General features: G+C 67.9%; 22 protein-coding genes and 1 riboswitch. Of the genes, 11 read left to right on the top strand and 11 right to left on the bottom strand.

Features of this window, described 5'->3' with window-relative positions; translation table 11 throughout:
- Complete coding sequence (locus tag EJO71_RS20195) at positions 1-783, top strand: SDR family oxidoreductase (RefSeq protein WP_125950252.1); 783 nt, start codon at positions 1-3, stop codon at positions 781-783.
- Between the two features lie 76 nt (positions 784-859).
- Here the strand turns inward: EJO71_RS20195 and EJO71_RS20190 are convergent, their stop codons facing one another.
- Positions 860-1,393 (bottom strand): RNA-binding protein, encoded by a 534-nt coding sequence (locus tag EJO71_RS20190; RefSeq protein WP_125950253.1) that lies wholly within the window; start codon positions 1,391-1,393, stop codon positions 860-862.
- A gap of 269 nt (positions 1,394-1,662) precedes the next feature.
- A riboswitch (yybP-ykoY riboswitch) is annotated at positions 1,663-1,840 on the top strand.
- Positions 1,841-1,857: 17 nt separating this feature from the next.
- Here EJO71_RS20190 and EJO71_RS20185 point away from each other — a divergent pair.
- The 4 genes from EJO71_RS20185 (at position 1,858) to EJO71_RS20170 (ending at position 5,006) form a co-directional block, all read left to right on the top strand.
- Positions 1,858-2,421 carry a TMEM165/GDT1 family protein gene (locus EJO71_RS20185; protein WP_125950254.1) on the top strand — a complete coding sequence of 188 codons (564 nt, stop codon included), beginning with the start codon at positions 1,858-1,860 and terminating at the stop codon, positions 2,419-2,421.
- 224 nt (positions 2,422-2,645) lie between these two features.
- Complete coding sequence (locus EJO71_RS20180) at positions 2,646-3,809, top strand: homoserine O-acetyltransferase (protein ID WP_125950255.1); 1,164 nt, start codon at positions 2,646-2,648, stop codon at positions 3,807-3,809.
- Positions 3,806-4,396, top strand: a complete 591-nt coding sequence (gene metW, locus EJO71_RS20175) for a methionine biosynthesis protein MetW (RefSeq protein ID WP_125950256.1) — start codon at positions 3,806-3,808, stop codon at positions 4,394-4,396. The genes EJO71_RS20180 and metW overlap by 4 nt, the downstream gene beginning before the upstream one ends.
- Before the next feature lie 22 nt (positions 4,397-4,418).
- A complete protein-coding gene (locus EJO71_RS20170; protein WP_125950257.1) occupies positions 4,419-5,006 on the top strand; it encodes a YigZ family protein in 588 nt (195 codons plus the stop codon).
- Here EJO71_RS20170 and EJO71_RS20165 read toward each other — a convergent pair.
- Complete coding sequence (locus tag EJO71_RS20165) at positions 4,951-5,889, bottom strand: ion transporter (RefSeq protein WP_125950258.1); 939 nt, start codon at positions 5,887-5,889, stop codon at positions 4,951-4,953. The genes EJO71_RS20170 and EJO71_RS20165 overlap by 56 nt on opposite strands.
- Positions 5,890-6,004: 115 nt before the next feature.
- Between EJO71_RS20165 and EJO71_RS20160 the strand changes: the two genes are divergently transcribed.
- Positions 6,005-6,526, top strand: a complete 522-nt coding sequence (locus EJO71_RS20160; protein ID WP_125950259.1) for a polymer-forming cytoskeletal protein — start codon at positions 6,005-6,007, stop codon at positions 6,524-6,526.
- 107 nt (positions 6,527-6,633) lie between these two features.
- On the opposite strand, the gene EJO71_RS20155 is transcribed toward EJO71_RS20160, so the two are convergent.
- Positions 6,634-7,404, bottom strand: coding sequence for a DUF72 domain-containing protein (locus EJO71_RS20155; protein WP_125950260.1), 771 nt, complete (start codon positions 7,402-7,404; stop codon positions 6,634-6,636).
- Between the two features lie 95 nt (positions 7,405-7,499).
- Between EJO71_RS20155 and EJO71_RS20150 the strand changes: the two genes are divergently transcribed.
- Both EJO71_RS20150 and EJO71_RS20145 read left to right on the top strand, forming a co-directional pair.
- Positions 7,500-9,011 (top strand): M20 family metallopeptidase, encoded by a 1,512-nt coding sequence (locus EJO71_RS20150; protein ID WP_125950261.1) that lies wholly within the window; start codon positions 7,500-7,502, stop codon positions 9,009-9,011.
- The gene (locus EJO71_RS20145) at positions 9,008-9,865 is read left to right on the top strand and encodes an alpha/beta hydrolase (protein ID WP_125950262.1); all 858 of its coding nucleotides are present in this window, start codon (positions 9,008-9,010) and stop codon (positions 9,863-9,865) included. The genes EJO71_RS20150 and EJO71_RS20145 overlap by 4 nt, the downstream gene beginning before the upstream one ends.
- On the opposite strand, the gene EJO71_RS20140 is transcribed toward EJO71_RS20145, so the two are convergent.
- The 6 genes from EJO71_RS20140 to EJO71_RS20115 all read right to left on the bottom strand — a co-directional run bounded on the left by EJO71_RS20140 (position 9,837) and on the right by EJO71_RS20115 (position 17,985).
- The gene (locus EJO71_RS20140; RefSeq protein ID WP_125950263.1) at positions 9,837-11,021 is read right to left on the bottom strand and encodes an MFS transporter; all 1,185 of its coding nucleotides are present in this window, start codon (positions 11,019-11,021) and stop codon (positions 9,837-9,839) included. The genes EJO71_RS20145 and EJO71_RS20140 overlap by 29 nt on opposite strands.
- Positions 11,018-13,963, bottom strand: a complete 2,946-nt coding sequence (locus EJO71_RS20135; RefSeq protein WP_125950264.1) for a DUF4132 domain-containing protein — start codon at positions 13,961-13,963, stop codon at positions 11,018-11,020. Before EJO71_RS20135 ends, EJO71_RS20140 begins: the two co-directional genes overlap by 4 nt.
- A gap of 102 nt (positions 13,964-14,065) precedes the next feature.
- Positions 14,066-14,527: a YidB family protein gene (locus EJO71_RS20130; protein WP_206169033.1), complete on the bottom strand. Its 462-nt coding sequence runs from the start codon at positions 14,525-14,527 to the stop codon at positions 14,066-14,068.
- A gap of 100 nt (positions 14,528-14,627) precedes the next feature.
- Entirely contained in the window at positions 14,628-15,989 is a 1,362-nt protein-coding gene (locus EJO71_RS20125; protein WP_125950266.1) for a M20/M25/M40 family metallo-hydrolase, read from the bottom strand.
- Between the two features lie 115 nt (positions 15,990-16,104).
- Entirely contained in the window at positions 16,105-16,818 is a 714-nt protein-coding gene (locus EJO71_RS20120) for a 16S rRNA (uracil(1498)-N(3))-methyltransferase (RefSeq protein WP_125950267.1), read from the bottom strand.
- A gap of 69 nt (positions 16,819-16,887) precedes the next feature.
- Entirely contained in the window at positions 16,888-17,985 is a 1,098-nt protein-coding gene (locus tag EJO71_RS20115; RefSeq protein ID WP_125950268.1) for a phosphotransferase, read from the bottom strand.
- A 234-nt stretch (positions 17,986-18,219) separates the two neighbouring features.
- Here EJO71_RS20115 and EJO71_RS20110 point away from each other — a divergent pair, with 234 nt between their 5' ends.
- From EJO71_RS20110 to rsmA, 3 genes are all read left to right on the top strand, one after another.
- Positions 18,220-20,805 carry an LPS-assembly protein LptD gene (locus tag EJO71_RS20110; protein ID WP_125950269.1) on the top strand — a complete coding sequence of 862 codons (2,586 nt, stop codon included), beginning with the start codon at positions 18,220-18,222 and terminating at the stop codon, positions 20,803-20,805.
- Between the two features lie 21 nt (positions 20,806-20,826).
- Entirely contained in the window at positions 20,827-22,233 is a 1,407-nt protein-coding gene (locus EJO71_RS20105; RefSeq protein WP_125950270.1) for a peptidylprolyl isomerase, read from the top strand.
- Positions 22,234-22,377: 144 nt separating this feature from the next.
- A complete protein-coding gene (gene rsmA, locus EJO71_RS20100) occupies positions 22,378-23,145 on the top strand; it encodes a 16S rRNA (adenine(1518)-N(6)/adenine(1519)-N(6))-dimethyltransferase RsmA (protein WP_125950271.1) in 768 nt (255 codons plus the stop codon).
- A 287-nt stretch (positions 23,146-23,432) separates the two neighbouring features.
- Here the strand turns inward: rsmA and EJO71_RS20095 are convergent, their stop codons facing one another.
- Both EJO71_RS20095 and EJO71_RS20090 read right to left on the bottom strand, forming a co-directional pair.
- Complete coding sequence (locus EJO71_RS20095; RefSeq protein ID WP_086011111.1) at positions 23,433-23,858, bottom strand: barstar family protein; 426 nt, start codon at positions 23,856-23,858, stop codon at positions 23,433-23,435.
- 50 nt (positions 23,859-23,908) lie between these two features.
- Positions 23,909-24,322, bottom strand: coding sequence for a ribonuclease domain-containing protein (locus EJO71_RS20090; RefSeq protein ID WP_125950272.1), 414 nt, complete (start codon positions 24,320-24,322; stop codon positions 23,909-23,911).
- Between the last annotated feature and the right edge of the window lie 92 nt (positions 24,323-24,414).

Here is a 24,414-nt window from a genome sequence, read left to right as displayed (position 1 = left end):
ATGACGACGTCCCCGCTTGTCTTCATCACCGGCGCATCGAGCGGCATCGGCCAGGCGCTGGCCGCCAGCTTTCATGACGCGGGCTACCGGCTGGCGCTGGTTGCGCGGCGCACGGGGGAAATCGAGTCGTGGGCGAGCGCGCGCCAGCTCGGCGCGGATCGTTGCCGCGTCTACGGCGCCGACGTGGCGCAGACCGACAGCATCGTCGCCGCCGGCAAGGCCTGCATCGAGCAGCAGGGACTGCCCGACGTGGTGATCGCCAATGCCGGCATCAGCGTGGGCATCGATACGGCGGAACGCGAAGACATCGACGTGATGGCGCGCACCTTCGCGACCAACAACGTGGGGCTGATGGCCACTTTTCATCCCTTCGTGCAGGCGATGGTCCAGCGCGGCAGCGGGCGGTTGGTGGGCATCGGCAGCGTCGCTTCCATCCGCGGACTGCCGGGACACGGCGCCTACTGCGCCAGCAAGGCCGGTGTGGTCGCGTATTGCGAGAGCCTGCGCGGCGAACTGTACGGGAGCGGCGTCAAGGTCGTCACCCTTTGTCCGGGCTACATCGACACGCCGCTCACGCAGGGCAACCGATACGGCATGCCCTTTCTCATGAAGGCGGAAGATTTCGCCGCCCAGGCGCTGCGCGCCATCGAGGCCGGCACCAGCTACCGCGTGATTCCCTGGCAGATGGGCGTGGTCGCCAAGATCATGCGCATGCTGCCCAACGCAGTGCTCGACAGGGCGGTGCAAGGGCGCGAGCGCAAGAAGAGAAGCGGCGAAGCCTGAGCGGGCGATCGGCCATTGAAAAAGGCTCCCGAGGGAGCCTTTTCTCTATGTGTGCTTTTCTGGAGTGCCGTAAGGTTCAGTAGCCGCTGTTGCCGCCGCCGCCGTAACCACCGCCGCCACCGCCCGAGCGGCCACCGCCGCCGCCACGGGGGCCTGCGCCGTAGGGGCTGCGGAAACCGCCATCGCCACCACCGCCGCCGCCGCCACTGCGGCCACCGCCGCCGTAGCCGCCACCACCACCGCCGGAGCGACCGCCACCACCGTAGCCGCCACCACCGCCGCCGTAGCCACCGCCACCACCGCCGCCATAACCACCACCGCCGCCGCCGTAGCCGCCACCACCGCTGCGCGGGGGACGTGCTTCCATCGGACGTGCTTCGTTGACGACGACGCTGCGGCCACCCAGGGGCTGGCCGTTCATGCCGTTGATTGCGGCCTGTGCTTCCGCGTCACTGCCCATCTCGACGAAGCCGAAGCCCTTCGAGCGGCCGGTGTCACGTTCCATCATGACCTTGGCGCTGGTCACTGCGCCGAACTGCCCGAAGGCTTGTTCGAGATCTCCGTCGCGCACCGAGTAAGGCAGGTTGCCGACGTACAGTTTGTTGCCCATCAAGGGACTCCTATAAACACATCAAGAAAAGCGATGGAGTCCCGAAAGCATCACTCAAACGAGAGCGTCGAGTCGCGCGAAACTGACCGATCACCGAACTGCCCCCCGACCAAAATGAAGAGGGAGGCTCGTGCATTATGGGTGAAATATCCGAATTGCAAGCGGGAATTTGCTTCCTGAGGTAGCAGCTGTCAAAACTATTGGAAAGTTAGCGCATGCTTTCGTGATTGGGCGAGGTCCTTGGCGCTACACGTCACGCATGTACAATCCACCCCGTCATTGGGGAGTAGCCGCCTTCCGATCTGCGAGAAGGGCCCGCGTCAACAGACTTGTCCTGTCCCACCAGGATATGGCGCGTGCAGTGAACACACCTGGCGAGACCTTTGACCGTGCAACTTCGGGAATATGGCCGAAGGTGTTGCACGGTCAATTGCGTCCTTCGGCCCAAGGAACCCCACGTCATCATGGAAGCTTTTCTCGTAGCAACGGGCGTCGTCGCGCTCGCCGAAATGGGCGACAAGACCCAACTCCTAGCCCTCCTGCTCGCCGCCCGCTTCAGGAAACCCTGGCCCATCGTCCTCGGCATCTTCGCCGCAACCATCATCAACCACGCCCTGGCGGGCGCCGTAGGCAACTACCTCACGCGCTGGCTCGGCCCCGAGGTTTTGCGCTGGATACTGGGCGGCTCGTTCATCGCGATGGCCATCTGGATGCTGATTCCCGACAAGCTGGACGACGACGATGCCCCCGGCGCGTCGAAGTTCGGCGTCTTCGGCACCACGGTGATCGCGTTCTTCCTCGCCGAGATGGGCGACAAGACCCAGATCGCCACAGTCATGCTCGCCGCCCGCTTCACGCACGACTATTTCTGGGTGGTCGTGGGCACCACGCTGGGCATGATGCTGGCCAATGCGCCGGTGGTGTGGCTCGGCGAGAAGATCGTGCGGCGCGTGCCGATCAAGCTCGTGCACGGCGTCTCGGCCGCGATCTTCCTGGTGCTCGGCATCCTCATGATCGTCGGCATATAGAGAGAGACCCGCCCCCATCCCAGAACACCGCGGAACCGGCTCCGCCGGGCCGCAGGTGTTGCCCCCTTTCCAAGGGGGTTGGCGAAGCGACACGCAGTGCGCGCAGCCTGGGGGATATACTCCTCCAGCGCCGATTTGCTTCAGCTTGCGGGCGCTTTATAAATCCAGCTAAAGACAGGCGCGGCAGACCCGGCTCGTTTTTGGCGAGGCCGGGTTTTTTATTCATGTCGTCGTCACCACCTCTGGTCGTCACTCCGCAGTCGATGCAGTTCGCAGGCCCGCTGGCCCTGCGCAGCGGCGCATCGATCAGCGACTACACGCTCGCCTACGAAACCTACGGCACTCTCAATGCCGACCGCAGCAATGCGGTGCTGGTATGCCATGCGCTCAACGCCTCGCACCATGTGGCGGGCGTCTACCAGGGCCAGGCCCGCTCCGAGGGCTGGTGGGACAACATGGTGGGCCCGGGCAAGCCGGTCGACACCGACCGCTTCTTCGTGATCGGCGTGAACAACCTCGGCTCCTGCTTCGGCTCGACCGGCCCGATGCACGTCAACCCCGCCACCGGCCGTGTCTACGGCGCCGACTTCCCGGTGGTCACGGTCGAAGACTGGGTCGACGCGCAGGCCGCCCTGCTCGATTCGCTCGGCATCCAGACGCTCGCCGCCGTCATGGGCGGCAGCCTCGGCGGCATGCAGGCGCTGTCGTGGACGCTGCAGTACCCCGACCGCGTACGACATGCCGTGGTGGTGGCCAGCGCGCCCAACCTCACGGCCGAGAACATCGCCTTCAACGAGGTGGCGCGACGCGCCATCGTGACCGACCCCGACTTCCATGGCGGCCACTTCTACGAACACGGAGTGATCCCGAAGCGCGGCCTGCGCATCGCTCGAATGATCGGCCACATCACCTACCTCAGCGACGACGTGATGAACGCCAAGTTCGGCCGCATCCTGCGCAGCGCCGTCGAGGGTGAGGTGGCGGGGCTCGACTATCGCTACTCCACGCAGGACGTCGAGTTCCAGATCGAAAGCTACCTGCGCTACCAGGGCGACAAGTTCAGCGAGTACTTCGACGCCAACACCTACCTGCTGATCACCCGCGCTCTCGACTACTTCGACCCCGCGCGCAACCATGGCGGCAAGCTCAGCACCGCGCTGGCCCAGGCCACGGCCAAGTTCCTGCTCGTGAGCTTCAAGACCGACTGGCGCTTCTCCCCCGCGCGCAGCCGCGAACTCGTGAAGGCGCTGCTCGACAACCGCCGCAACGTGAGCTACGCCGAAATCGACGCGCCCCACGGCCACGACGCCTTCCTGCTCGACGACGTGCGCTACATGGGCGTGGTGCGCTCCTACTTCGATCGCGTCGCCAAGGAGTTCCAGCAATGAGCGACCTCGAACACCAAAGATTGATCGCCGAACTGGTGCCGCAGGGCGCGCGCGTGCTCGACCTCGGCTGCGGCGACGGCGCCCTGCTCGACCTGCTGCAGCGCGAGCGCGGCTGCACCGGCTACGGCGTGGAAATTGCCGACGGCAACGTGCTGCAGTGCATCCGCCGCGGCGTCGACGTGATCCAGCTCAACCTCGACGAAGGCCTCGCGATGTTCGACGACGCCTCCTTCGACGTGGTGCTTCAGATCGACACGCTGCAGCATCTTCGCAATGCCGAAGTCATGCTGCGCGAGACCGCGCGCGTCGGCCGCATCGGCATCGTCGCCTTTCCGAACTTCGCGCACTGGCCCAACCGCATGAGCGTGGCGCGCGGCCGCATGCCGGTGACGCGCCGCCTGCCCTACCAGTGGTACGACACGCCCAACATCCGCGTTGGCACCTTCAAGGACTTCGAGGTGCTGGCCGGCAAGAACAACCTGCGCATCCTCGACGCCTTCGGCCTGCAGGACGGCCGCGACGTGCGCTGGCTGCCCAACGCGCGCGCCAGCACGGCGGTCTTCAAGTTCGAGCGCGGCGGCGGCTGAGCACCTCGAAGCGCACCACCGGATGAGCTTCACGCTCGCGCAGCCGGTTCATAGCGAACTGGTGATAAAGAAGAGCCGCTTCATCGGCTGCGTGCAGCCCGTGGCCGACCGCACCGCGGCACTCGCCGTGGTCGCCTCGCTTCGCGCCGAGCATCCGGCGGCAGCGCATGTGTGCTGGGCTCTCATGGCCGGCGGCCAGTCAGCTGCAAACGACGACGGCGAGCCCGGCGGCACGGCCGGCCGCCCGATGCTGGAAGTGCTGCGCCACCAGCAGGTCGAGGGCGCGCTTGCGACAGTGGTGCGCTACTTCGGAGGCGTGAAGCTCGGAGCAGGCGGCCTCGTGCGGGCTTATACCGACGCGGTCGCGCAGGCCCTGCTCGGCGCCACGCTCGTGCCGCTGCTGCGCCAGCGCAGCCTCCGGTGCTCGGTGCCCTATGCCCTCGAGGGACTGGTGCGGCGCGAACTTGCAGCCGCCGGCGCGGTGCTCGAGGGCGTGCAGCACGGCGACGACGTCGCCTTCGCCTTCTCGCTGCCCGAGCCCGACGCCGATGCCTTCATCGTCCGCCTCGGCGATGCTGCGCAAGGGCGCGTCGTCTGGCCGCAGGAGTGATGCGCTTCGCGGGCACCGAGGCAGACACGGGCGCCGTCATCGCGAGAATGCCGCGCGGCGCCACCGGCACCGCTTCGTCGTCGGGCCCGCGCCGCGCCATCTCCGCGGTCACGATGCCCGTCGGCACCGCGAGCACGCCCCAGCCCAGCAGCATCATCACCGAGGCGATCGCGCGGCCCAGGTCGGTCTTGGGCACGAGGTCGCCGAAGCCCACCGTGGCCATCGTCGAGATGGCCCAGTAGATCGCCACCGGAATGCTCGTGAAGCCGTGCACCGGGCCCTCGACCACGTACATCAGCGTGCCCATCACCAGCACCACCAGCATCACGAAGCCGACGAACACTGTGATCTTGCGCCGGCTCGATGCCACCGCCAGCACCAGCGCGCGGTACTCCACCGAGTAACGCGATAGTTTGAAGATGCGGAATACGCGCAGCAGGCGCAGTACGCGCACGTCGATGAGATACCCCAGCCCCATCTCCGGCGCGAAGACCACGAGGAAGGTCGGCAGCAGCGCGAGCAGGTCGATCACGCCGTAGAAGCTCAGCGCGTAGCGCAGCGGCTTGTTCACGCAGCACAGCCGCGCGATGTACTCCAGCGTGAAGAGAATGGTGAACACCCATTCGAGCACGTTGAACACCGATCGCCACTGCTCGCGGATGGGCTGCACGCTGTCGAGGATCACCACCAGCACGCTGGCCACGATCACCGCGATCAGTGCCAGGTCGAACCACAGGCCCGCGCGCGTGTCGGCCTCGAAGATCACCGTGAACATCGTGCGCCGCCAGCCGTGCGCGGGCTTGTCGAAGCGCGAGTCGGTGGTGGACGACATGGCGCGCGAGGCCTGCGTGGCGGAAGAAGATGCGGCGTTTTGAGGGCTCATGGCGCCACATTGTCATGTGCATGACCGACTTATTCAGTTACGCTTATTGCGCAATGAAGTGCCGCAGGCCGTGAGTGCGTTCTTACGATAGTCCCCTTTCTTGAGGAGCTCCCCTTTGGCTACACAGTCCCCCTTCTTCGGCAAGCGTGATCGTGACACCGACTCGTTGACATCCCGCCCCGCACCGCTCGTCGGTTCGGGCACCAACCTCTCCGGAACCCCCGTCAATCCCTCGTCGCTGACCGCACAGCAAGGCGGCCTGAACACCGCAGCGGCATCGCCCGCCGCCAAGGAAGGCGGCAGCAAGCTCACCGTCGGCCCGAACATCAAGCTCAAGGGCGTGGAGATCACCGATTGCGACACGCTCGTGGTCGAAGGCCTCGTCGAGGCCACGATGGATTCGCGCCTGATGCAGATCGCCGAACAGGGCGAGTTCAAGGGCTCCGCCGAGATCGACATCGCCGAGATCCGCGGCGTGTTCGACGGCAGCCTCACAGTGCGCGAAAAGCTCGTCATCCACTCGACCGGCAAGGTCACCGGCAAGATCCGCTACGGCAAGATCGTGATCGAGGAAGGCGGCCAGCTTTCCGGCGAGATCAGCTTCGGCGCCAAGCCGTCGTTGCACGCCGCGGCCTGACACCGGCCCCCCGGCTTTTCACTTCGCTTCGCTGCGTGTAACTCCACCCCCCGAGGGGGAGGCGCGGGCCGCCTTGGGAGCGGCCCGGCGGCGCCCGCAGGCGCCTCTCACGCAGCAGGCGGAATCCATCCAAAGCGCTCCAGCAAGGCACCGGCCGCGGCCGGTGCCTTTTCTTTGGCGCCGTTGATGAAGTAGACGAACACGTCGCGCTTCTTCGGCGACACGGCCCAGCCCTGCGCGCGCTCGGCCCATGTGTCGAGCGCCTTCGGCGCATAGCCCGTCTTCAGCTTGGCGTCGGCCATCATGAGCCGCGCATAGGCGAAATCGCCTTCGGGTTCCTCGAAGGACGGAAACTTGTCGGCGTCGGTGAACACCGTCGACACCTTGTGCTTCTTCGCGAGCGCCTTGTACGCGGGCACCATGAAGCTCTCGTGCCGCACGTCCATCACGTGCCGCAGCACCCGGCTGCCTTCCTTCTTCGGCAGCAACGCAAGAAAAGCCTCGAAGTCCTCCGCATCGAACTGCTTGGTCGGCATGAACTGCCACACGATCGGCCCGAGCTTGTCGCCGAGTTCGGCCACGCCGCTGTCGATGAAGCGCTTGATCGAATCTCCCGCGCCCGAAAGCAGCTTGCGGTTGGTGGCGAAGCGCGAGGCCTTGAGCGAGAACATGAAGTCGGCCGGCGTGTCGTCGTGCCACTTCCTGAAGGTCTCGGGCTTGAAGGTGCTGTAGTAGGTGCCGTTGATCTCGATGGCGCTGACCTTGCGGCTCGCGTAGTTCAGCTCCTTCGCATGCGCGAGCCCCTTCGGGTAGAAGTTGTCGCGCCAGGGCTCGTAGGTCCAGCCGCCGATGCCCACCTTGATGTTTGCCTTGCTCACATGGCCCTCCGGGTTGAGATCGCCCGCACTCTACGCGCGGACGCCTCAAGGCGCAAAATGCGTGCTTTCTTTCGTCACCCGCGGAGAACCCACCGATGAACGCCCCCCTGCACCGCGAAATGCCCGCCGGCACGCTCGACGCCGAGCGCGCCCTGTCCGACGTCACCGCCCGATGGGACGGCGACATCGTCAAGCAACTCACCGACTACATCGCCATTCCCGCCAAGTCGCCCGGCTTCGACAAGGACTGGTCGGCCAACGGCTACCTCGAGACCGTGCTGCGCAACGCCGCCGCCTGGGTCGAGGCGCAGAAGGTCGAGGGCCTGAAGCTGGAGATCGTGCGCCTCGAGGGCCGCACCCCGGTGCTGTTCTTCGAAGTGCCCGCCACCGGCACCGACATGGGCGAAACCGTGCTGATGTACGGCCACCTCGACAAGCAACCCGAATTCACCGGCTGGCGCAACGACCTCGGTCCCTGGACGCCCAAGTACGAGAACGGACTGCTCTACGGCCGCGGCGGCGCCGACGACGGCTACGCGGTGTACGCCAGCATCGCCGCGCTGCAGGCGCTCAAGAGCCAGGGCGCGGCGCATCCGCGCATCGTGGGCCTGATCGAGACCTGCGAGGAAAGCGGCTCCTACGACCTGCTGCCCTACGTCGACGCGCTGCGCCCGCGCCTGGGCAACGTCGAACTCGTGATCTGCCTCGACTCCGGCGCCGGCAACTACGACCAGCTCTGGCTCACCACCTCGCTGCGCGGCATGGCCAGCGGCACGCTCAAGGTCGAGGTGCTGACCGAAGGCATCCACTCGGGCGACGCCTCGGGCCTCGTGCCCTCGAGCTTCCGAATCATGCGTCAGGTGCTCGACCGCCTCGAAGACAGCGCCACCGGCCGCCTGCTGCCCGCGAGCTTCCATTGCGAAGTGCCGGCCGACCGGCTGGCGCAGGCCAAGGCCACCGCCGCCATCCTCGGCGAGGAGGTCTACAAGCGCTTCCCGTGGGCGCACTACGACTGCGGCGGCTCGACCATGTTCGCGCTGCCCACCACCACCGACCCGGTCGAGGCCCTGCTCAACCGCACCTGGAAGCCCACGCTGTCGGTGACCGGTGCCGAAGGCTTCCCGGCACTGAAGGACGCGGGCAACGTGCTGCGCCCCTACACCGCATTCAAGCTGTCGCTGCGCCTGCCCCCGCTGGTCGATGCGGCCGAGACGGTGCAGACGCTCAAGGCCCTGCTCGAGGACAACGCGCCCTACCAGGCCCGCGTGACCTTCGAGAGCAACGGCGGCGCCACCGGCTGGAACGCGCCCACCATCACGCCCTGGTTCGAGGACGCGCTCAACAAGGCCTCGCGCGCGCACTTCGGCGCCTCCTGTGGCTACATCGGCCAGGGCGGCACCATTCCGCTGATGAACATGCTCAGCGCCGGCTTCCCGAAGGCGCAGATGATGGTCTGCGGCGTGCTGGGTCCGAAGAGCAACGCGCATGGCCCGAACGAGTTCCTGCACGTGCCCTATGCCAAGAAGCTCACCGCGGCCGTGGCCGAAGTGATCGCCGCATTGCCGGCTGCGCACCGCGCGGCAGCATCGGAGCCGGTGGCCGCTTGAGCGAGGCGCTGCCTCTGCCGCAGCGCGTTTCGCTGTCGACCCCGGACGGCGAAACGCTCGCGTTGCGCCGGCTGCCGGCGCCCGGTCCGGCGCGCGCCGTGATCGTCGTGGTCCACGGGCTCGGCGAGCATGCGGGCCGCTATCACGCACTTGCCGAATGCCTGCACGAATGGAACTTCGCAGTGTGGGCGCACGACCACTACGGGCACGGCGAATCGACCGGCGCGCGCGGCGGCCTGCCGAGCGAGCTGCGGCTGGTCGACGACCTTGCCCTCGTGATCGACGACGCTCGCCGCGAGAACCCCGGCCTGCCGCTGGTGCTGCTGGGGCACAGCCTCGGCGGGCTGGTCGCAGCCAGCCTGGTGGCGCGCGGGGTGCGGCAGGTCGACGGGCTGGTGCTGTCCTCGCCGGGGCTCGATCCGGGCCTGAACGGCTTCCAGAAGATGCTGCTCGCGGTGCTGCCGCGCATCGCGCCCGATCTTCGCGTGGGCAACGGGCTCGACGACAACTACCTCTCGCACGACCCGGCCGTGGTGCAGGCCTACCGCGACGATCCGCTCACGCACGACCGCATCGGCGGCCGCCTTGCGCGCTTCCTGGCGTACGAAGGCGAGACCGTGCAGCAGCGCGCAGCGAGCTGGCCCGTGCCGACGCTGCTGCTCTACGCGGGCGACGACCGCCTCGTGCGGCCCGCCGCCAGCCGCGCCTTCGCTTCAGCGGCGGCGCCCAGCGGCAAGGTCGAGGCGCACTGCTTCGACGCGCTGTACCACGAACTCTTCAACGAGCTCGAGGCCGACTCGGTCTTCGCGGCCCTGCAAAGCTGGCTCAACCGGCGCTTTCCGCCGCCAGCCTGACGGCGCGCATGCGGCGCGCCAGCCAGAGCAGCGCCGCGCCCGTCAGCACCACCGGCACCAGCGAGCCGAAGTTCAGCAGCCGCCAGCCCTGCGTCGTTACCAGCACGCCCGAGGCGAACGAAGTCACCGCCAGCGTGGCGAACACGCAGAAGTTGAGCGCGCCCTGCGCGCGGTCGCGCTCCTCGGCGGTGTAGGCCGTGAGCGAGAGCGTGGTGCTGCCGGTGAACAGGAAATTCCAGCCCACGCCCAGCAGGAACAGCGCCGCGATGAAGTGATGCAGCTCCACGCCCGAGAGCGCGATGGCAATGCAGCCGAGGTTGAGCACCAGCCCCACGCCCATCACCGGCAACGCGCCGAAGCGCCGGATCAGGTGTCCGGTGAAGAAGCCCGGCGCGAACATGCCGATCACGTGCCATTCGAGCACCAGCGCGGCGTCGGAGAACGGCAGGCTGCAGATCTGCATCGCGATGGGCGTCGCGGCCATCAGCAGGTTCATCACGCCGTAGCCCAGCGCGCCCGCGACAGCAGCCACGATGAACACCGGCTGCCGCGCGATCTCCGCCAGCGAGCGCCCGCCGCCTGACTCCTTGCGCACGGGCGCGGGCGGGAACTCGATGAAGTGCATCACCGCCATCGACAGCAGCGCCACCGCGGCCAGCGCGATGTAGGCACCGGCGAAGGGCACGGCGAAGGCTTCGCGCGTGGCTTTCGCGAGATTGGGCCCGGCGACCGCGCCGATCAGCCCGCCCGCCATCACCATCGACACCGCCTTCTCGCGCCAGGCCGGTGCCGCCAGCTCGGCCGCCGCAAAACGGTAGAGCCCCGCGTTGGCGTTGTAGTAGCCCGCGACCAGCGTGGCGAAGCACAGCAGCCAGAAATTCTTCGTGACCGCCGCGAAGCAGCACAGCAGCGCCGATGCCACCGCCACCGCGAGCCCGATCTGGAACGAGCCGCGCCGGCCGAAGCGCTGCTGCGTGTAGGCCACCAGCCCGGTGCTGAGTGCGCCGCCGATCACGTAGCCCATCACCGGCAGCGTCGCCATCCAGCCGCTCGGCGCGATGGCCAGGCCCACCAGCCCGTTGATGGCGATGAAGGTCACGTTGTTCGTCAGCAGCAGGCCCTGGCAGATGGCGAGCAGCCACAGGTTGCGGTTCATGGCGATGTCTCCCGGATTGCGCGCTGCAGGTCGCGCTCGATTTCGCTGAAGGCGATGGCCGGCAGCTCGCCCAGCGTGCGCCTGGTGCCGGTGAGCGATACGCCGCGCACGGTCTGCAGCACCTTGCCGTCGGGGCTGTCCTGCACGAACCAGCCTTCCTCCAGCCGCAGGCAGACCTGGCCTTCGCCCGGCACCCCCCTGTTGAAGCTGTCGACCATGCCGCCGTCGCCCACTTCGCGCACCCAGCCGCGCGTTTCGAGGCCCATGAGCGCGGCGTTCGACACGGCGCGGCCGGCCCAGTGCGGCAGCTCCTGTTTCGAGCGCAGCGCCTCGTCGAGCACGAAGGTCTGGCGCGCCAGTTGCTCGAAGGGCTGCAGGATCTCGTAGTCGGCCAGCACGGCGGCCCATGCGGCCGCGAGCGACGCATCGAGCGCGGCGAAGTCCAGCGCATGCGGCAGGCCGATGCGCGCGTCGTCGGGCAGCTTCAGCGGGTCGTCGTGAAGGTCCGTCAGCTCGCCTTCGGCGGTGATGCGGAAGGTGCCCTGGAGCCTGCCGGATACATCGAACAGGCCCCAGACCAGCGGCCGGCTGAAGACGCGCAGCACCGGGTGGTTGGCGAAAAAGGGCATGAACTCGTCGGGGGCCCAGCGCCGCTGTGTGCACATCGCGGCCTCCAGCCGCCTGATCTGCGTGGCGGCGACGGTCTTTGCGAGCTTGCGCAGTTCCTTGAGCTGCGTGGCCGCGGCGGCGGCCTTGCCGGCGTCGTCGTTCGCGCCTGCCTTGGGCAGCGTCTTCAGCGCCTTGCCCCTGGCATCGTGCACCACGGGCTGGAAGCCGTCGTCCATGCGCACCTCGAAGCTGCGCGGGCCGAAGTCCAGCGTGAGGCGCGCGCGCGTGTCGAGCCCGAGGTCGGGCACGGTGCGGTCGGCGAGCTGGTCGAGGTCGAGGCCGCGCTGCTCGGCCACTTCGCCGAGCATGCGGTCGGCGCGGGTGCGCAGGTCGTCGTAGCGGGTCTGGCGCGAAAGTTCGGCCAGGTGCATCAGCGCGGCGTCGCTGCCGATCTCGCCGAGCATCGCCATCGCGTCGTAGGCGCGCACGCGGTCGAGCCCGGCGCGCCACTGGCGCAGCAGGCTGTAGAGCTGGCGCGCGGTCTCGCCGTCGCCGAGCCGGCCCTGCAGCGCGAACATCCAGCGCTCCCTGGCCGGGCGGCCGTTGCCGATCCACCAGGCCAGCAGCGCGCGGCCGAAGCGCGCGAGCGAATCGGGCGCGAGCGCTTCCAGCAGCGGGGCGAGCCCCGGATAGGGCGCGTCGGGCTTGCCGAGCATCATCGCCATCAGCACGTCGGGCACCACGGCCTGCGGCAGCGCGAGGCCACCTTCCTTGAGGATCAGCCGGGGCAGCGACGGCAGAGGCAGCGTCTTCGGCACCACGGGCAGGCTGTCGGGCAGCATGTCCTCGGGTGCGACGGCGAGCAGTTGCGCCACCGCGTCGGCGGCTTCGGCGCCGTAGGCCAGGGCCTGGTTGCGCACCGCATCGGCGTGGCCCGCGCCATGGAGCCAGCGCAGCGCGGCCTGCGCCGATTCGCGTGCGGCGCCGGGCTCGCCCAGTGCGATGGGAACGAGGCCGCGCGCGGCCGCGTCCGGATAGCGCTCCAGCCAGCCCGCCGCCTCGCGCCGGACCCAGCGGTTGGTGTGGAAGCCCTTGGCGACCCAGCCGGCGAGCGGATCCCACTCGATGATCGACGCCAGCTCGAACATCGCGCGCGAGCCCTGCTTGAGGAAGCGCGGCAGTCCGGGCAGCGCAGCCGCGCCGAGGGCATGGAGGATCGGCCGCACACGCGCCACGTCGCCCATGAAGTGCTCGACGGCGGGCCCGTGTTCGAACATCGCGGCCGCCAGCGGCGGCGGCAGCTGCCAGATGTATTCGGCGACACCCCAGCGCGTACCCGGCAGCGGGCCGAAGTCCTCGGGGCCGGTGATCTCGTGGCGGTTCGCGATCGCGTCGTCGATGAGCTCGGGGCGCAGGCCCAGCATCCACAGCGCCTTGTGCGCGTTGCTTCCCTCGCGGATGGCGTCCGGCGCATCGGGCTGATGGCGCGCGAACTCGTTCATCCACTGGTCCGAGCGTTCGCGCGAGACGCGCACCTCGCGCGCCAGCCAGTCCGACGACTCGCCGGTGGCCTGCAGGTACTGCGGCGGCTTCAGGTCGGCCCAGTGCAGTCGCGCCACGGGCGGCAGCGGCTGCAGCGCCAGCACCGGAATGACGGGCAGCGCCTGCCGGTTCTTCCACGGCGGACGGCGCAGCAGCGCGGGCCAGGTATCGGCGGCTGCATCGGCCACGCCGCCGGAGCTGTCTTCCTGCAGGCGCGCAAGCGTCTTGCGCTGGGCCTCGTCGCAGGACGCCTCCAGCGGCTGCTGCCAGTCGGGGTTCGCGGCCAGCAGCTCCAGGATCAGCGCGGCGCCGGCCTGGTGCCGTGCCGGGTTGGCCGACAGCAGCTCGCGCAGCACGAATAGCGGCCAGCGCGCCGCCTGCTTGACGAGCGCGTTCTTGCAGTCGATCTGCTTGACCTGGGCCACGAAGAAGCGCACCACCTCCGCGTCATGGATGGCCAGGAGGTCGGTGACGGCTTCCTTGTGCGGCGAGGGCTCGAAGAGCAGTTCGGCCGCCGCGGCGCCGTGCATCTCGAGCATGCGCAGCCGCGCGGCGCGCGGCGGATAGAAGCTGGAGCGATGGCGGCGGAAGAAGTCGAGGCTGTCGGCGAGGCTGCGTTCGTCGGAGAGCGAGCCGCCGCACTGGCCGCAGGGCCGGTCGTTGAATCGCGCGAGCGCCTCGCGCATGGTCTTGGACCACCGCACCTTGCCGTCGGGGCGCGCGTCCAGGCCGCCCTCTTTCTTCTCTTTCTTGTCTTCCTCGCCCTTCGACTTGCCGCGACTGACCGCCATGCCATTGCTCTCCATTGATGCCGCAGGGATTGTCGGCCAACACGCGCGGGGCAAAAAAAAGCGCCCTTTCGGGCGCCTGAACTCTGGAGAAGGCAGTCCGGGTCAGGACTGCTTGCCTTGCAGCAGACCGCTGAGCGAGCCCAGCAGGTCGTCATGGTTGCCCAGGCCCTGGTCGGGGACCTTGCCGTGCGGCGTGAGCTGGTCGATGAGCGCCGGCAGCATGGTGGCCAGCATCGGCAGCAGCGTCTGCGCGTTGATGCCGAGCTTGGACGCGATGGCTGCGATGGTGTCGCTGCCCAGCGCGTTCTGCAGCTGGTCGCCCGAGACGGGCTGGTTTTCTCCCTTGCCGATCCACGAGCCGATGACATCGCCCATGCCGGCCTGCTCGAATTTCGTGACCAGACCGCCCAGGCCACCCTGGCTGCCGTTGTTGGCGAGCAGGCCGCCCAGCGCGCCGGCCAGGCCTCCCAGATCGCCCAATCCGCCGAGGCCTCCGCCTTGCGGTTGCTGCTGTTGCGCAGCGCCTCCGAGCACTTGACCGAGTACCGAATCGAGCAATCCCATGGCTTTTTCCTTGGTGTGTGACAGAACCGTCAGCATTGTTAAATGCCGCGGACCGTAAGTCGAAAGTGGCACGCCACTTTCGAACTGGCAACGTGACAAATTACTTGGTACGCGCCGTCCGTTTGGGGAGCAACGCGGGAGTGACCCCCTGCACGCCCACCAGGCCGAGCACGGTGACCAGCGAATTCTGCGCGCCTTTCCATGCATCTGTCATGTCAATGGACTCGTTCAGCGAATGGAATCCAGAAGCCTTGCCGCCGCCGCCGACGATGATGGCCGGGATGCCCAGCGAGATCGGCACGTTGGCGTCGGTGCTGCCGCCGCGCAGCAGCGTCTTCTGGCCGAAGGCGGCGTTCGAGCGGATCGCGGCCTCGACGATCACCGAATCGGTCGGCGTGCGGCCGCCGGGGCGCTCGCCGATGAGCCTGGTGCTCGCGCTCAGCGTGCTCACGTTCCAGCGCTTGTTTTCCTCGACCACCGCTTCGTCGATGGCGGCCAGGATCTTCTTCTCGGTCTCGAGCAGCGAGGCCATGTCGTCCGATCGGATGTCGATGGCCATGCGCGCGTCGGGCGCGATGGTGTTCACCGAGGTGCCGCCGCCGACCGTACCGACGGTGAACGTCGTCTTCGGGAAGCTCGGCGTGCGGATGTCGGCGATCTTCGCGATGGCGCGGCCCATGCCGTGGATCGCGCTGGGCACCAGCCCGAAGGCGCCGAAGCTGTGGCCGCCCGGCCCCTGGAAAGTGACCTCATGGCGATGGCTCGCGGTGCCCAGCACCAGCACCGAGCCCGGGGCCGAGGGCTCGAGCCCCACCATGCCGTCGATGTCGAGGTGGTCGCGGAAGATCGCCTTCATGCCGCGCAGGTTGCCGAGCTCTTCCTCGCCGACGTTGCCGACGATCATCAGGTCGCCCACGGTCTGGATCCTGTTGTCGTTCAGCACCTTGAGCCACGACAGCAGCACGGCGAGCCCGCGCGTGTCGTCCGCGATGCCCGGTGCATGGAGCCGGCCATCGCGCTCCTTCACCTTCACGTCGGTGCCGGCGGGAAACACGGTGTCGAGGTGGGCCGAGATCAGCAGCTTCGGACCGTTGCCCGTGCCCTTGCGCAGGCCGACCACGTTGCCCTCGGCGTCGATCTTCGCGTGCGTCAGGCCGAACGCCTTCATGCGCGCGAGAAAGGCTTCGGCGCGCTTCTGTTCCTTGAAGGGGGGCGCCTCGATCTCGGTCAGCATCTTCAGATCTTCGACCGAGCGATCGTGGTCGGCCTTTACCGCATCCAGCAGCTTCTGGATCGCGGGCGAGGCCATCAGCTGGGTGTAGGCCTTGTCCACTTCGGGACTGACCTGCGTCGGCGTGGGGGCGACCGGCGGGCTTTGGGCGAACGCGCCCTGCGTGGCGCACAGCAACGCCGCGGCAAGAACCAGAGGAGCGAGGCGCAACGGACCGGTCAGCTTGGACATGGGCTCGAAAGTCCTTCTTTTGTTTTAAAGAAGTAAGGATTGTTTCCCAGGCTTTCCGCATGCGCGTCGCGGAAAACACTCACCGGAACAGCGTTCCGGTCTTTCCGGCCGGAGCCTAGAGCCCGGCCAGGGACACCAGTGCGGCCAGCGCTGCCGTCTCGGCGCGCAGCACGCGCGAGCCCAGCGTGACCGGAGCGAAGCCCCGGGCGATGGCCTGCTGCTCTTCGCTGCCGCTCAGGCCGCCTTCGGGGCCGCTCAGCACGGTCACGCCCTGTGCGGCCGCATCCAGGCCGGCGAGGCTTCGCGTGCCCTCGGCAAGGCTCAGCACGAGGCGCGCGGCGGGGCCGCCCTGCGCCTCGAGCCAGCCCGAAAGGGACTGCACCGGATGGATCACCGGCACGCGGTTGCGCCCGCACTGCTCGCAGGCCGCGATCGCGATGGCTTCCCAGTGCGCCCGCTTCTTCTCGGCGCGCTCGCCCGCGAGGCGCAGCACGCCATGGGCGGTAGCCAGCGGCTGGATGCTCGCCACGCCGAGTTCGGTGGCTTTCTCGACCAGCCAGTCCATGCGCTCGTTGGCCGGCATGCCGACCGCGAGGTGAACGGCGCGCGGCGCCTCGCGCTCCACCGCGAGGTGCGTGCCGACCGTCACCGATACGTCGCTGCGGCCCATGCGCTCGACCGTGGCCGCGTACTCGCCGCCCGCCCCGTCGAACAGCGTGAGCGCGTCGCCGGGCTGCATCCGCAGCACCTGCACATGGCGCGCGGCGTCGGCCGGCAGCGCGAGGCTGGCACCGGCGCTCAGCGGCACGGAACAGTGAAAACGCGGCATGCTATGGAATCGATAGCTGCAAACGACCGTTGCGCGGGCGTCACAGGGTGGTGCTTTTTCAGTTTTCCTTCAGACACGGCCGTAGGCGAAGCCCGTGATGGCCGAAGTGCCCTCGATCTCGTCGATCACGCGCAGCAGCGGCGTCAGCTCCATGTAGCGGCTGGCGGTGGCGCGGATGTAGGCGATGAAGCGCGGCGTGTCGGCCAGGTACTTGGGCTTGCCGTCGCGCAGCGTGAGGCGCGCGAAGATGCCGGCCACCTTCAGGTGGCGCTGCAGGCCCATCCATTCGACCGCGCGGTAGAAGGCGCCGAAGTCCTCGTCGACCGGCAGCCCGGCCTTGCGCGCGGCCTGCCAGTAGCGCACGGTGATGTCGAGCACGAATTCCTCGTCCCAGCTCAGGAAGGCATCGCGCATCAGGCTGGCGATGTCGTAGGTGATGGGGCCGTGGACCGCGTCCTGGAAGTCGAGCACGCCGAGATCCGGGCCGTTGCCGATCATCAGGTTGCGGGGCATGAAGTCGCGGTGGACGTACACGGAGGGCGACGCCAGGTTGCTCTCGACGATCAGGTTGAAGCTGCGGTCGAGCCGCTCCTTCAGCTTGCCTTCGACGGCGATGCCGCGGTGGCGGCCGATGTACCACTCGGGGAACAGCCCCAGCTCGCGCTCGAGCAGCGCCCGGTCGTAGGGCGGCAGCACGCCGGGCTTCGAGGCCAGCTGCCAGCGGATCAGCGCGTCGATGGCCTGGTCGTAGAGCGGGCGGGCGGCGTCGGGGCTGGCCGGGTCGATCACGTCCAGCATGGTCTGGCGGCCCAGGTCGTCAAGGAGGAGGAAGCCGTTGGGCCTGTCCCATTCGAGCACCGTGGGGGCGAGCACGCCGGCACCGGCCATCAGCTGCGCCACCTGGACGAAGGGAGCGCTGTTTTCCTTCTCGGGAGGAGCGTCCATCACGATGCGCGTGGGCGCGGCCGGGTCGGTGGTGTCGAGGCGGAAATAGCGGCGGAAGCTGGCGTCGACCGAGGCGAGCCGCACCGTGTCGGGCAGCAGCCGATGGGCGGGCGCGATGGCTGCCAGCCAGCCCCGGAACACTTCGGCTCGCTGCGGATCGGTCCAGGAAATGGGTTCGGCGAGGCTTGGGGCCAATGCGGCCGGGGGCGGGGGTGCTGTCATGGATAATCGATTCTACAAATCCGCCTGGCGCGGCAATCCCCCTTGGCCGGCTTCCGGCCGATGCGGATCGTCGCCGGCCCCTGCAACCCGCCGGCCTGCCGCGCCGTCCCCGACGACCTTTCGTTCCGAACCGATGCCTACGACCCAAAGCCCCCACGCTGGGCACCTTGTGCGCTCGCTGCTCTCCACGGGGGAGTCGCCAGTTTTCCTCGGAACGGCCGGGCGGGAGTCCTGATGAACCGACGACGTGTCGCCCTGCGGCGTTCCGGCCCGCCGCCGCTGCCGCTGGCCGTCCTGTCGCTGGCGCTGATGCACGCGCACGGCGCCTCCGCGCAGACGACCGGCAACTTCGACGCCCCGCTCACGCTGAAGCGCACGCCGCTGCTGACCGAAACCCTGACGCCTGCCGACCGCAGCCAGATGCCCAGCTTGGTCACTGGCGACCGCATCTCCGGCCGGCCCGACCTCGAGACCGTGGTCGAAGGCAATGCCACGCTGCGACGCGGCGCGGTGTCCATCACTGCCGACCGGCTCGAGTACTACCAGCCGGACGACCGCGCCAAGGCTACGGGCAACGTGCGGGTCAACCAGGCCGGCAACGTGTACGAAGGCCCCGAGCTGCAGCTCAAGCTCGAGACCTTCGAGGGCTTCTTCAACAACGTGCGCTACAAGTTCCTTGCGAACGAGGCGCACGGCGAGGCCAAGCGCATCGACTTCGTCGACGCCAACGTGTCGATCGCCCGCGAGGCCACCTACACCACCTGCCGCCGCGAGGACTTTCCCGGCTGGATGCCGGCCTGGCTGCTGACCGCGGCCTCGATCACCACCGACACCGAGGAAAACGAGGGCGTGGCCAAGAACGCGCGCCTGAGCTTCATGGGCATCACCACGCCGCCCATTCCGAGTGTGAGCTTTCCGCTGTCGAACGATCGCAAGAGCGGCCTGCTGCCGCCTACCGTCGGCCTGGACAACACCAACGGCATCGAGATCGCGCAGCCGTACTACTGGAACATCGCGCCGAACCGCGACGCCACGTTCACGCCGACGATCATGAGCAAGCGCGGCATCAACTTCGGCAACGAGTTCCGCTACCTCGAGAAAGAGTACAAGGGCACGATCCGCTTCGACCTGATGGGCAGCGACCGCCTCGTGGGCGACCGCTACAACGAACTGCGCGCCAGCCAGCTCCAGCAGCTGGCCAACGGCCAGATCGCGGCCAGCAGCCTGACGCCCGCGCCCAAGAACACGAGGCGCTGGGGCCTCTGGCTCACCCATCACCAGGATTTCGACGCCAAGGCGCTGGGCCTCGACTCGCTGTCGGCCAACATCAACATCAACCGCGTCAGCGACAACGACTACTGGCGCGACTTCACCCGCACGCCGTCGCTCGCGCAGCGCCAGCTGCCCAACGACGCATCGCTCAACTGGAGCAAGGGCGACTGGAGCGGCATGGTCCGCACGCTGAAGTACCAGAACCTGCAGTACAACCTGTCGCCGATCGTGCCCGCGTACGACCGGATGCCGCAGATCACGGCCAACTACAACAAGTACGACTGGCACGGCTTCGACGTTTCGCTGAACCTGGACTACACACGCTTCCGCGTCAACAGGCTCTCGTCGACCCAGCTCGGCTACGACCTCACCCAGCAGTCGCAGCCCGACGGCGACCGCGCCATGGCCGTCGCGACCATCAGCCGGCCGTTCATCACGCCGAGCACGTACGTCATTCCCAAGCTGATCCTGAACGGGGCTTCGTACAACTACTACCTGCCGCAGGCGGACATCCCGAAGCTCACGATCAACGGCGTCCAGTACGTCAACGGGCAGGTCTACAACCCGAGTTCGCTGTATTTCTTCCCGACCTCCAGCAACCGGACGGTGCCGACCTTCAGCCTCGACAGCGGCCTGACCTTCGAGCGGGACGCCAGCTACTTCGGGCGCGCCTTCCGCCAGACGCTGGAGCCGCGTGCGTACTACGTCTACACGCCGTATCGCAACCAGAGCATGCTGCCGAACTACGACTCGGCGGCCAACGACTTCAGCTTCGCGACCATCTACACCGAGAACGCGTTCTCGGGCGGCGACCGCATCTCGGACACCAATGCGCTCACGCTCGGCGTGACCTCCCGCCTGATCGATCCGGACACCGGCGCCGAGGCCGCACGCTTCGGCATCGCGCAGCGGCTGCGCTTCAGCGACCAGAAGGTCACGCTGCCGGGCGGTACGGCGGTGACCGACCGCGCGAGCGACCTGCTGCTGGGCGCCACGATCAACTGGACGCCCAAGTGGAGCCTGGACACCCTCGTCCAGTACAACCCCGACACCCGCAAATCGGAGCGCTCGGCCGTCAGCGCGCGCTACAACCCCGAGCCGTATCACAACCTGAGCGCGGCTTTCCGCTACCAGGCGCCCACCACCCCGACCGCGACCGACGGCAGCAAGTCGATCGACGTGGGCTGGCAGTGGCCCCTCAACGACCTGTGGGGTGACAAGGGCAAGAACCTCGGCCCCGGCAAGGGCCAGGGCGGCGGGCGCTGGTATGCCGTCGGCCGGCTCAACTACAGCCTGCAGGACAAGAAGCTCACCGACGGCGTGCTCGGGTTCGAGTACGACGGCTGCTGCTGGATCGGGCGCGTGGTGCTGCAGCGCACCACCACGGGCCTGGTGACGGCGAACACCCGCATCATGTTCCAGCTCGAATTCGTCGGCTTCTCCAGCATCGGCTCGAGCCCCATGCAGACCCTGCGGCAGAACATCCAGCGCTACGAACCCCTGCGCCAACCGGGCGAAGCGCCGAGCCGCTTCACCAATTACGACTGAGACGACTGACTGAGCGACGCCATGAAACACATCCGTTCCATCATCACCCTGGGCTGTCTCGCGGCCATTGCCGCCACTGCGGGTGCGCAGGGCTATCGTTCCGGTACCGGCATCACCGACATCATGCGCGCCGGGCCGCGCCTGGGGCCGCCGGCGGCGCGTCCGTCCACCGCGCCCTCGGCGGCGCCCGTGCAGCGTTCGGCCGAGTTCATCGTCGCGCTGGTCAACTCCGAGCCGATCACCAATACCGACGTGCAGACGCGCGTGTCGCGGTTGATCAAGGAGAACCCCGACGCCGAGCGCGTCCCCCGCGGCGAACTCACGCGGCTCGTGCTGGAGCGGCTGATCACCGAGCGCGCGCAGCTCCAGCTCGCTAAGGAAAACGGCATCAAGGTCGACGAGGTTGCCATCGACCAGGCCGAGCAGACCGTCGCGCGCCAGAACGAGATCAGCCTGGTCGAATTGCGTCGCCGCGTGGCTGCCGAAGGCATTGCGCAGCAGGATTTCCGCAACGACCTGCGCGACCAGCTGCTGCTCACGCGCCTGCGTGACCGCGAGGTCGAATCGAAGGTCAAGATCAGCGACGCCGAGGCTGACGAATACCTGCGCGACCAGCGCAACACCTCCGTCAAGAACGCCGCGCTCGAGAACCTCAACCTCGCGCAGGTGCTGGTGGCCGTTCCCGAGAACGCCACCGACGCCCAGGTGGCCGCCGCCCAGAAGAAGGCGCAGGACCTTGCCCAGCGCGCCCGCTCCGGCGAAGACTTCGCCAAGCTGGTGCGCGAGAACTCCGATTCGCCCGACCGCGCCAATGGCGGCGCCATCGGCATGCGCAGCGCCGACCGCTATCCGCCGCTGTTCGTCGAGGCCACGCAATCGACCGCCGTGAACGGCATCGCCGGGCCGGTGCGTTCCAGCGCTGGCTTCCACGTGCTCAAGGTGCTCGCCAAGGCCCAGATCGGCTCCGGCGACGCCACCGTCACGCAGACGCAGGTGCGCCACATCCTGCTGCTCAACGACCCCAAGCGCACCACGGCACAGGCGGTGGCGCAGCTGGCCGAATTCAAGCGCCGCGTGCAGGCCGGCACGGCCGACTTCGCAGGCCTCGCCCGCGACAACTCGCAGGACGGCAGCGCCAAGGACGGCGGCGACCTCGGCTGGTCGCGCCCGGGCCAGTTCGTGCCCGAATTCGAGGAGGCCATGGACCGGCTCTCGCCGGGCCAGATCAGCGACCCCGTCGTGTCGCGCTTTGGCGTCCACCTGATCCAGGTGGTCGGCCGCCGCGATTCCAAGCTCAGCCAGTCGGAGCAGCGCGAAGCCGCTCGTGCCGCATTGCGCGAGCAGCGCGTGGACGAAGCCTTCACCACCTGGGTGCAGGAAGTGCGCGCGCGCGCCTACGTCGAATACCGCGATCCTCCCCAGTCCTGATGGCACACCCCCAGGCTGCGCGCACTTCGTGTCGCTTCGCCAACCCCCTTGCAGGGGGCAACACCTGCGGCCCGGCAAAGCCGGTTCCGCGGTGTTCCTGGCACAAAGCCCCATTTTTCTTCGCATTGATGGTGGCTTGACGGTATGGCGCAGCACATCGCCAGGAAGCGGTTCGGGCAGCACTTCCTCTCCGACGGCGGGATCATCGATGCGATCGTGCGCGAGATCGCGCCGCAGCCCGGCGATGCGATGGTCGAGATCGGGCCGGGGCTCGCGGCGCTGACGCAGCCGCTGGTGGAGCGGCTGGGCCGCCTCACCGTGATCGAGCTCGACCGGGATCTGGCCAAGCGCCTGCGCGAGCATCCGCAGCTCGATGTGGTCGAGTCCGACGTGCTCAAGGTCGATTTCGCGGACTTGGCCGCAAGGTTCCCGGGCAAGCCGCTGCGCGTGGTGGGCAACCTGCCCTACAACATCTCCACGCCCATCCTGTTTCACTTGCTGGGTTGCGCCCATCTGGTCGCCGACCAGCATTTCATGCTCCAGAAGGAAGTGATCGACCGCATGGTGGCGAAGCCGGCCACCTCCGACTACAGCCGCCTGAGCGTGATGCTGCAGTGGCGCTACGAGATGGAGAACGTGCTGTTCGTGCCGCCCGAGAGCTTCGACCCGCCTCCGCGCGTGGACAGCGCGGTGGTGCGGATGGTGCCGCTGGCGACGCCGCCGGCGGTCGACGCCGCGCGGCTGGGCGAGATCGTGCAGGTGGCTTTCAGCCAGCGCCGCAAGCTGCTGCGCCATACGCTCGGCAAATGGTTGCAGGAGCACGGCTTCGGGGGCGAATTCGATGTCCAGAGGCGGGCCGAGGAAGTGCCTGTCGACGAATACGTCGCTCTGGCCCAGGCCGTTGCCCCATGAAAAAAGCCCGTCATCGACGGGCTTTTTCGTGGCGGCTGATGCCGCAACTGCGCTTGCCGGTTACGCGGCGGCGAGCCAGTAACCCGCATTGAAGGGGCTGCTCATGCGCAGCGCGAGGGGCGAAACGTCGACCAGTTTGTCGGTCGGCATTTTTTCGCCGGCCGGCTCGGTGCTGGCGGCGGCCGCTGCGGTTGCGGTGGTGTTGTTGACGTCGATGCCATCGAGGGTTTCAGCGTTCGGCTGAGCCTCGTTCGCCCGTTCTGCTTGGCTGGTGGATGCAGAACGGGCTACAGAAAAGAATAGAAGCAGCGGAACGGGACCTTGCGGTCGCCCCAGTAGTCCGAGGCGTCGCGGAAGATGTCGAGCAGCTGCTCGCGGGCTTCCTTGTCGAACTTGGCGTTGGCGGGGATCTGTTCCAGCACGATGACGAAACCCGGCTGCGGGCCCGATTTATGCAACGGGTCGGTCATGCAGTCGTACAGCGCGTCGAAGTTCTTCCCGAAGTGGGCCGGGAACGTGAACTGCTGCGCGATCAGGTCAAGCACGTCCTGCTTGGTCTGGGCGTTGCCCAGGTTGGCATACAGGAAGTGCTGGCCGGCCGCGTTGGCTGCGTCCTGCAGGTCGTTCACGCGGAACGCGCGGATCGATTGCACGATGTTCGGGCGTACGGCACGAAGGGATAAGGTCATCTCCGCTGGTCTTTCCATAGTCATCATCATTTCTTCGGGGCGCTTCGGGGCGCCGCTCAGGTCGTTTTCATCGCTCATGGCGCAATCCGTCTGAAGCTCGCATAGTGGTCTGCGGTGTACCAGCAGGCCTCGGGCGCGGTGCGTTGCTCGCCGCCGCAGACGATCCGCCTTGCACCACGGTTGCGCGAACCGGGCGTCGTCACCGTGTATTCACGGTAATGGCCGCGGCGCGCCGGCGGCAGAAGACGCTCGCGATTGCCGAACACCGTGCCGTCCTTGTCGTACCGGAAGGGGCCTCCATCGAGGATGGCCCGGTAGGTCTGCTGGCCTTGCGCCGGCAGTTCGGACAGCGCAATGGTTTCCTCGGCTGACGTTTTTCCGGTGCCGAACCATCCGCGGGCCTCGGCCCCCGTCGTCAACGCGACCAGCATCAGACTGGTGAGCGCAAACTTTGTGACAGAGGACGTGATCGAGGCGTAAGCCGCCATGGGGCACCACAAGAAAAGAGCGGGGGGTCGAATTGGCGATCAACGTCGGGGTTAACCCGCAAATTCAAGCCCGCGAGTGTGCACCACGCTGG

It is taken from the genome of Variovorax sp. 679 (genome assembly GCF_003952185.1).
Classification (GTDB): Bacteria; Pseudomonadota; Gammaproteobacteria; order Burkholderiales; family Burkholderiaceae_C; genus Variovorax.
The sequence above is the reverse complement of the archived record's forward strand: the minus strand, read 5'-3'. Positions and strand labels throughout refer to the sequence as shown.

Bases quoted from the DNA above. Each gene is read 5' to 3' on its own strand.
- EJO71_RS20195 (WP_125950252.1), top strand. From the start codon at position 1: ATGACGACGTCCCCGCTTGTCTTCATCACCGGCGCATCGAGCGGCATC.
- EJO71_RS20190 (WP_125950253.1), bottom strand. From the start codon at position 1,393: ATGGGCAACAAACTGTACGTCGGCAACCTGCCTTACTCGGTGCGCGAC.
- EJO71_RS20185 (WP_125950254.1), top strand. From the start codon at position 1,858: ATGGAAGCTTTTCTCGTAGCAACGGGCGTCGTCGCGCTCGCCGAAATG.
- EJO71_RS20180 (WP_125950255.1), top strand. From the start codon at position 2,646: ATGTCGTCGTCACCACCTCTGGTCGTCACTCCGCAGTCGATGCAGTTC.
- metW (WP_125950256.1), top strand. From the start codon at position 3,806: ATGAGCGACCTCGAACACCAAAGATTGATCGCCGAACTGGTGCCGCAG.
- EJO71_RS20170 (WP_125950257.1), top strand. From the start codon at position 4,419: ATGAGCTTCACGCTCGCGCAGCCGGTTCATAGCGAACTGGTGATAAAG.
- EJO71_RS20165 (WP_125950258.1), bottom strand. From the start codon at position 5,889: ATGAGCCCTCAAAACGCCGCATCTTCTTCCGCCACGCAGGCCTCGCGC.
- EJO71_RS20150 (WP_125950261.1), top strand. From the start codon at position 7,500: ATGAACGCCCCCCTGCACCGCGAAATGCCCGCCGGCACGCTCGACGCC.
- EJO71_RS20140 (WP_125950263.1), bottom strand. From the start codon at position 11,021: ATGAACCGCAACCTGTGGCTGCTCGCCATCTGCCAGGGCCTGCTGCTG.
- EJO71_RS20135 (WP_125950264.1), bottom strand. From the start codon at position 13,963: ATGGCGGTCAGTCGCGGCAAGTCGAAGGGCGAGGAAGACAAGAAAGAG.
- EJO71_RS20130 (WP_206169033.1), bottom strand. From the start codon at position 14,527: ATGGGATTGCTCGATTCGGTACTCGGTCAAGTGCTCGGAGGCGCTGCG.
- EJO71_RS20125 (WP_125950266.1), bottom strand. From the start codon at position 15,989: ATGTCCAAGCTGACCGGTCCGTTGCGCCTCGCTCCTCTGGTTCTTGCC.
- EJO71_RS20120 (WP_125950267.1), bottom strand. From the start codon at position 16,818: ATGCCGCGTTTTCACTGTTCCGTGCCGCTGAGCGCCGGTGCCAGCCTC.
- EJO71_RS20115 (WP_125950268.1), bottom strand. From the start codon at position 17,985: ATGACAGCACCCCCGCCCCCGGCCGCATTGGCCCCAAGCCTCGCCGAA.
- EJO71_RS20110 (WP_125950269.1), top strand. From the start codon at position 18,220: ATGAACCGACGACGTGTCGCCCTGCGGCGTTCCGGCCCGCCGCCGCTG.
- EJO71_RS20105 (WP_125950270.1), top strand. From the start codon at position 20,827: ATGAAACACATCCGTTCCATCATCACCCTGGGCTGTCTCGCGGCCATT.
- rsmA (WP_125950271.1), top strand. From the start codon at position 22,378: ATGGCGCAGCACATCGCCAGGAAGCGGTTCGGGCAGCACTTCCTCTCC.
- EJO71_RS20095 (WP_086011111.1), bottom strand. From the start codon at position 23,858: ATGACTATGGAAAGACCAGCGGAGATGACCTTATCCCTTCGTGCCGTA.
- EJO71_RS20090 (WP_125950272.1), bottom strand. From the start codon at position 24,322: ATGGCGGCTTACGCCTCGATCACGTCCTCTGTCACAAAGTTTGCGCTC.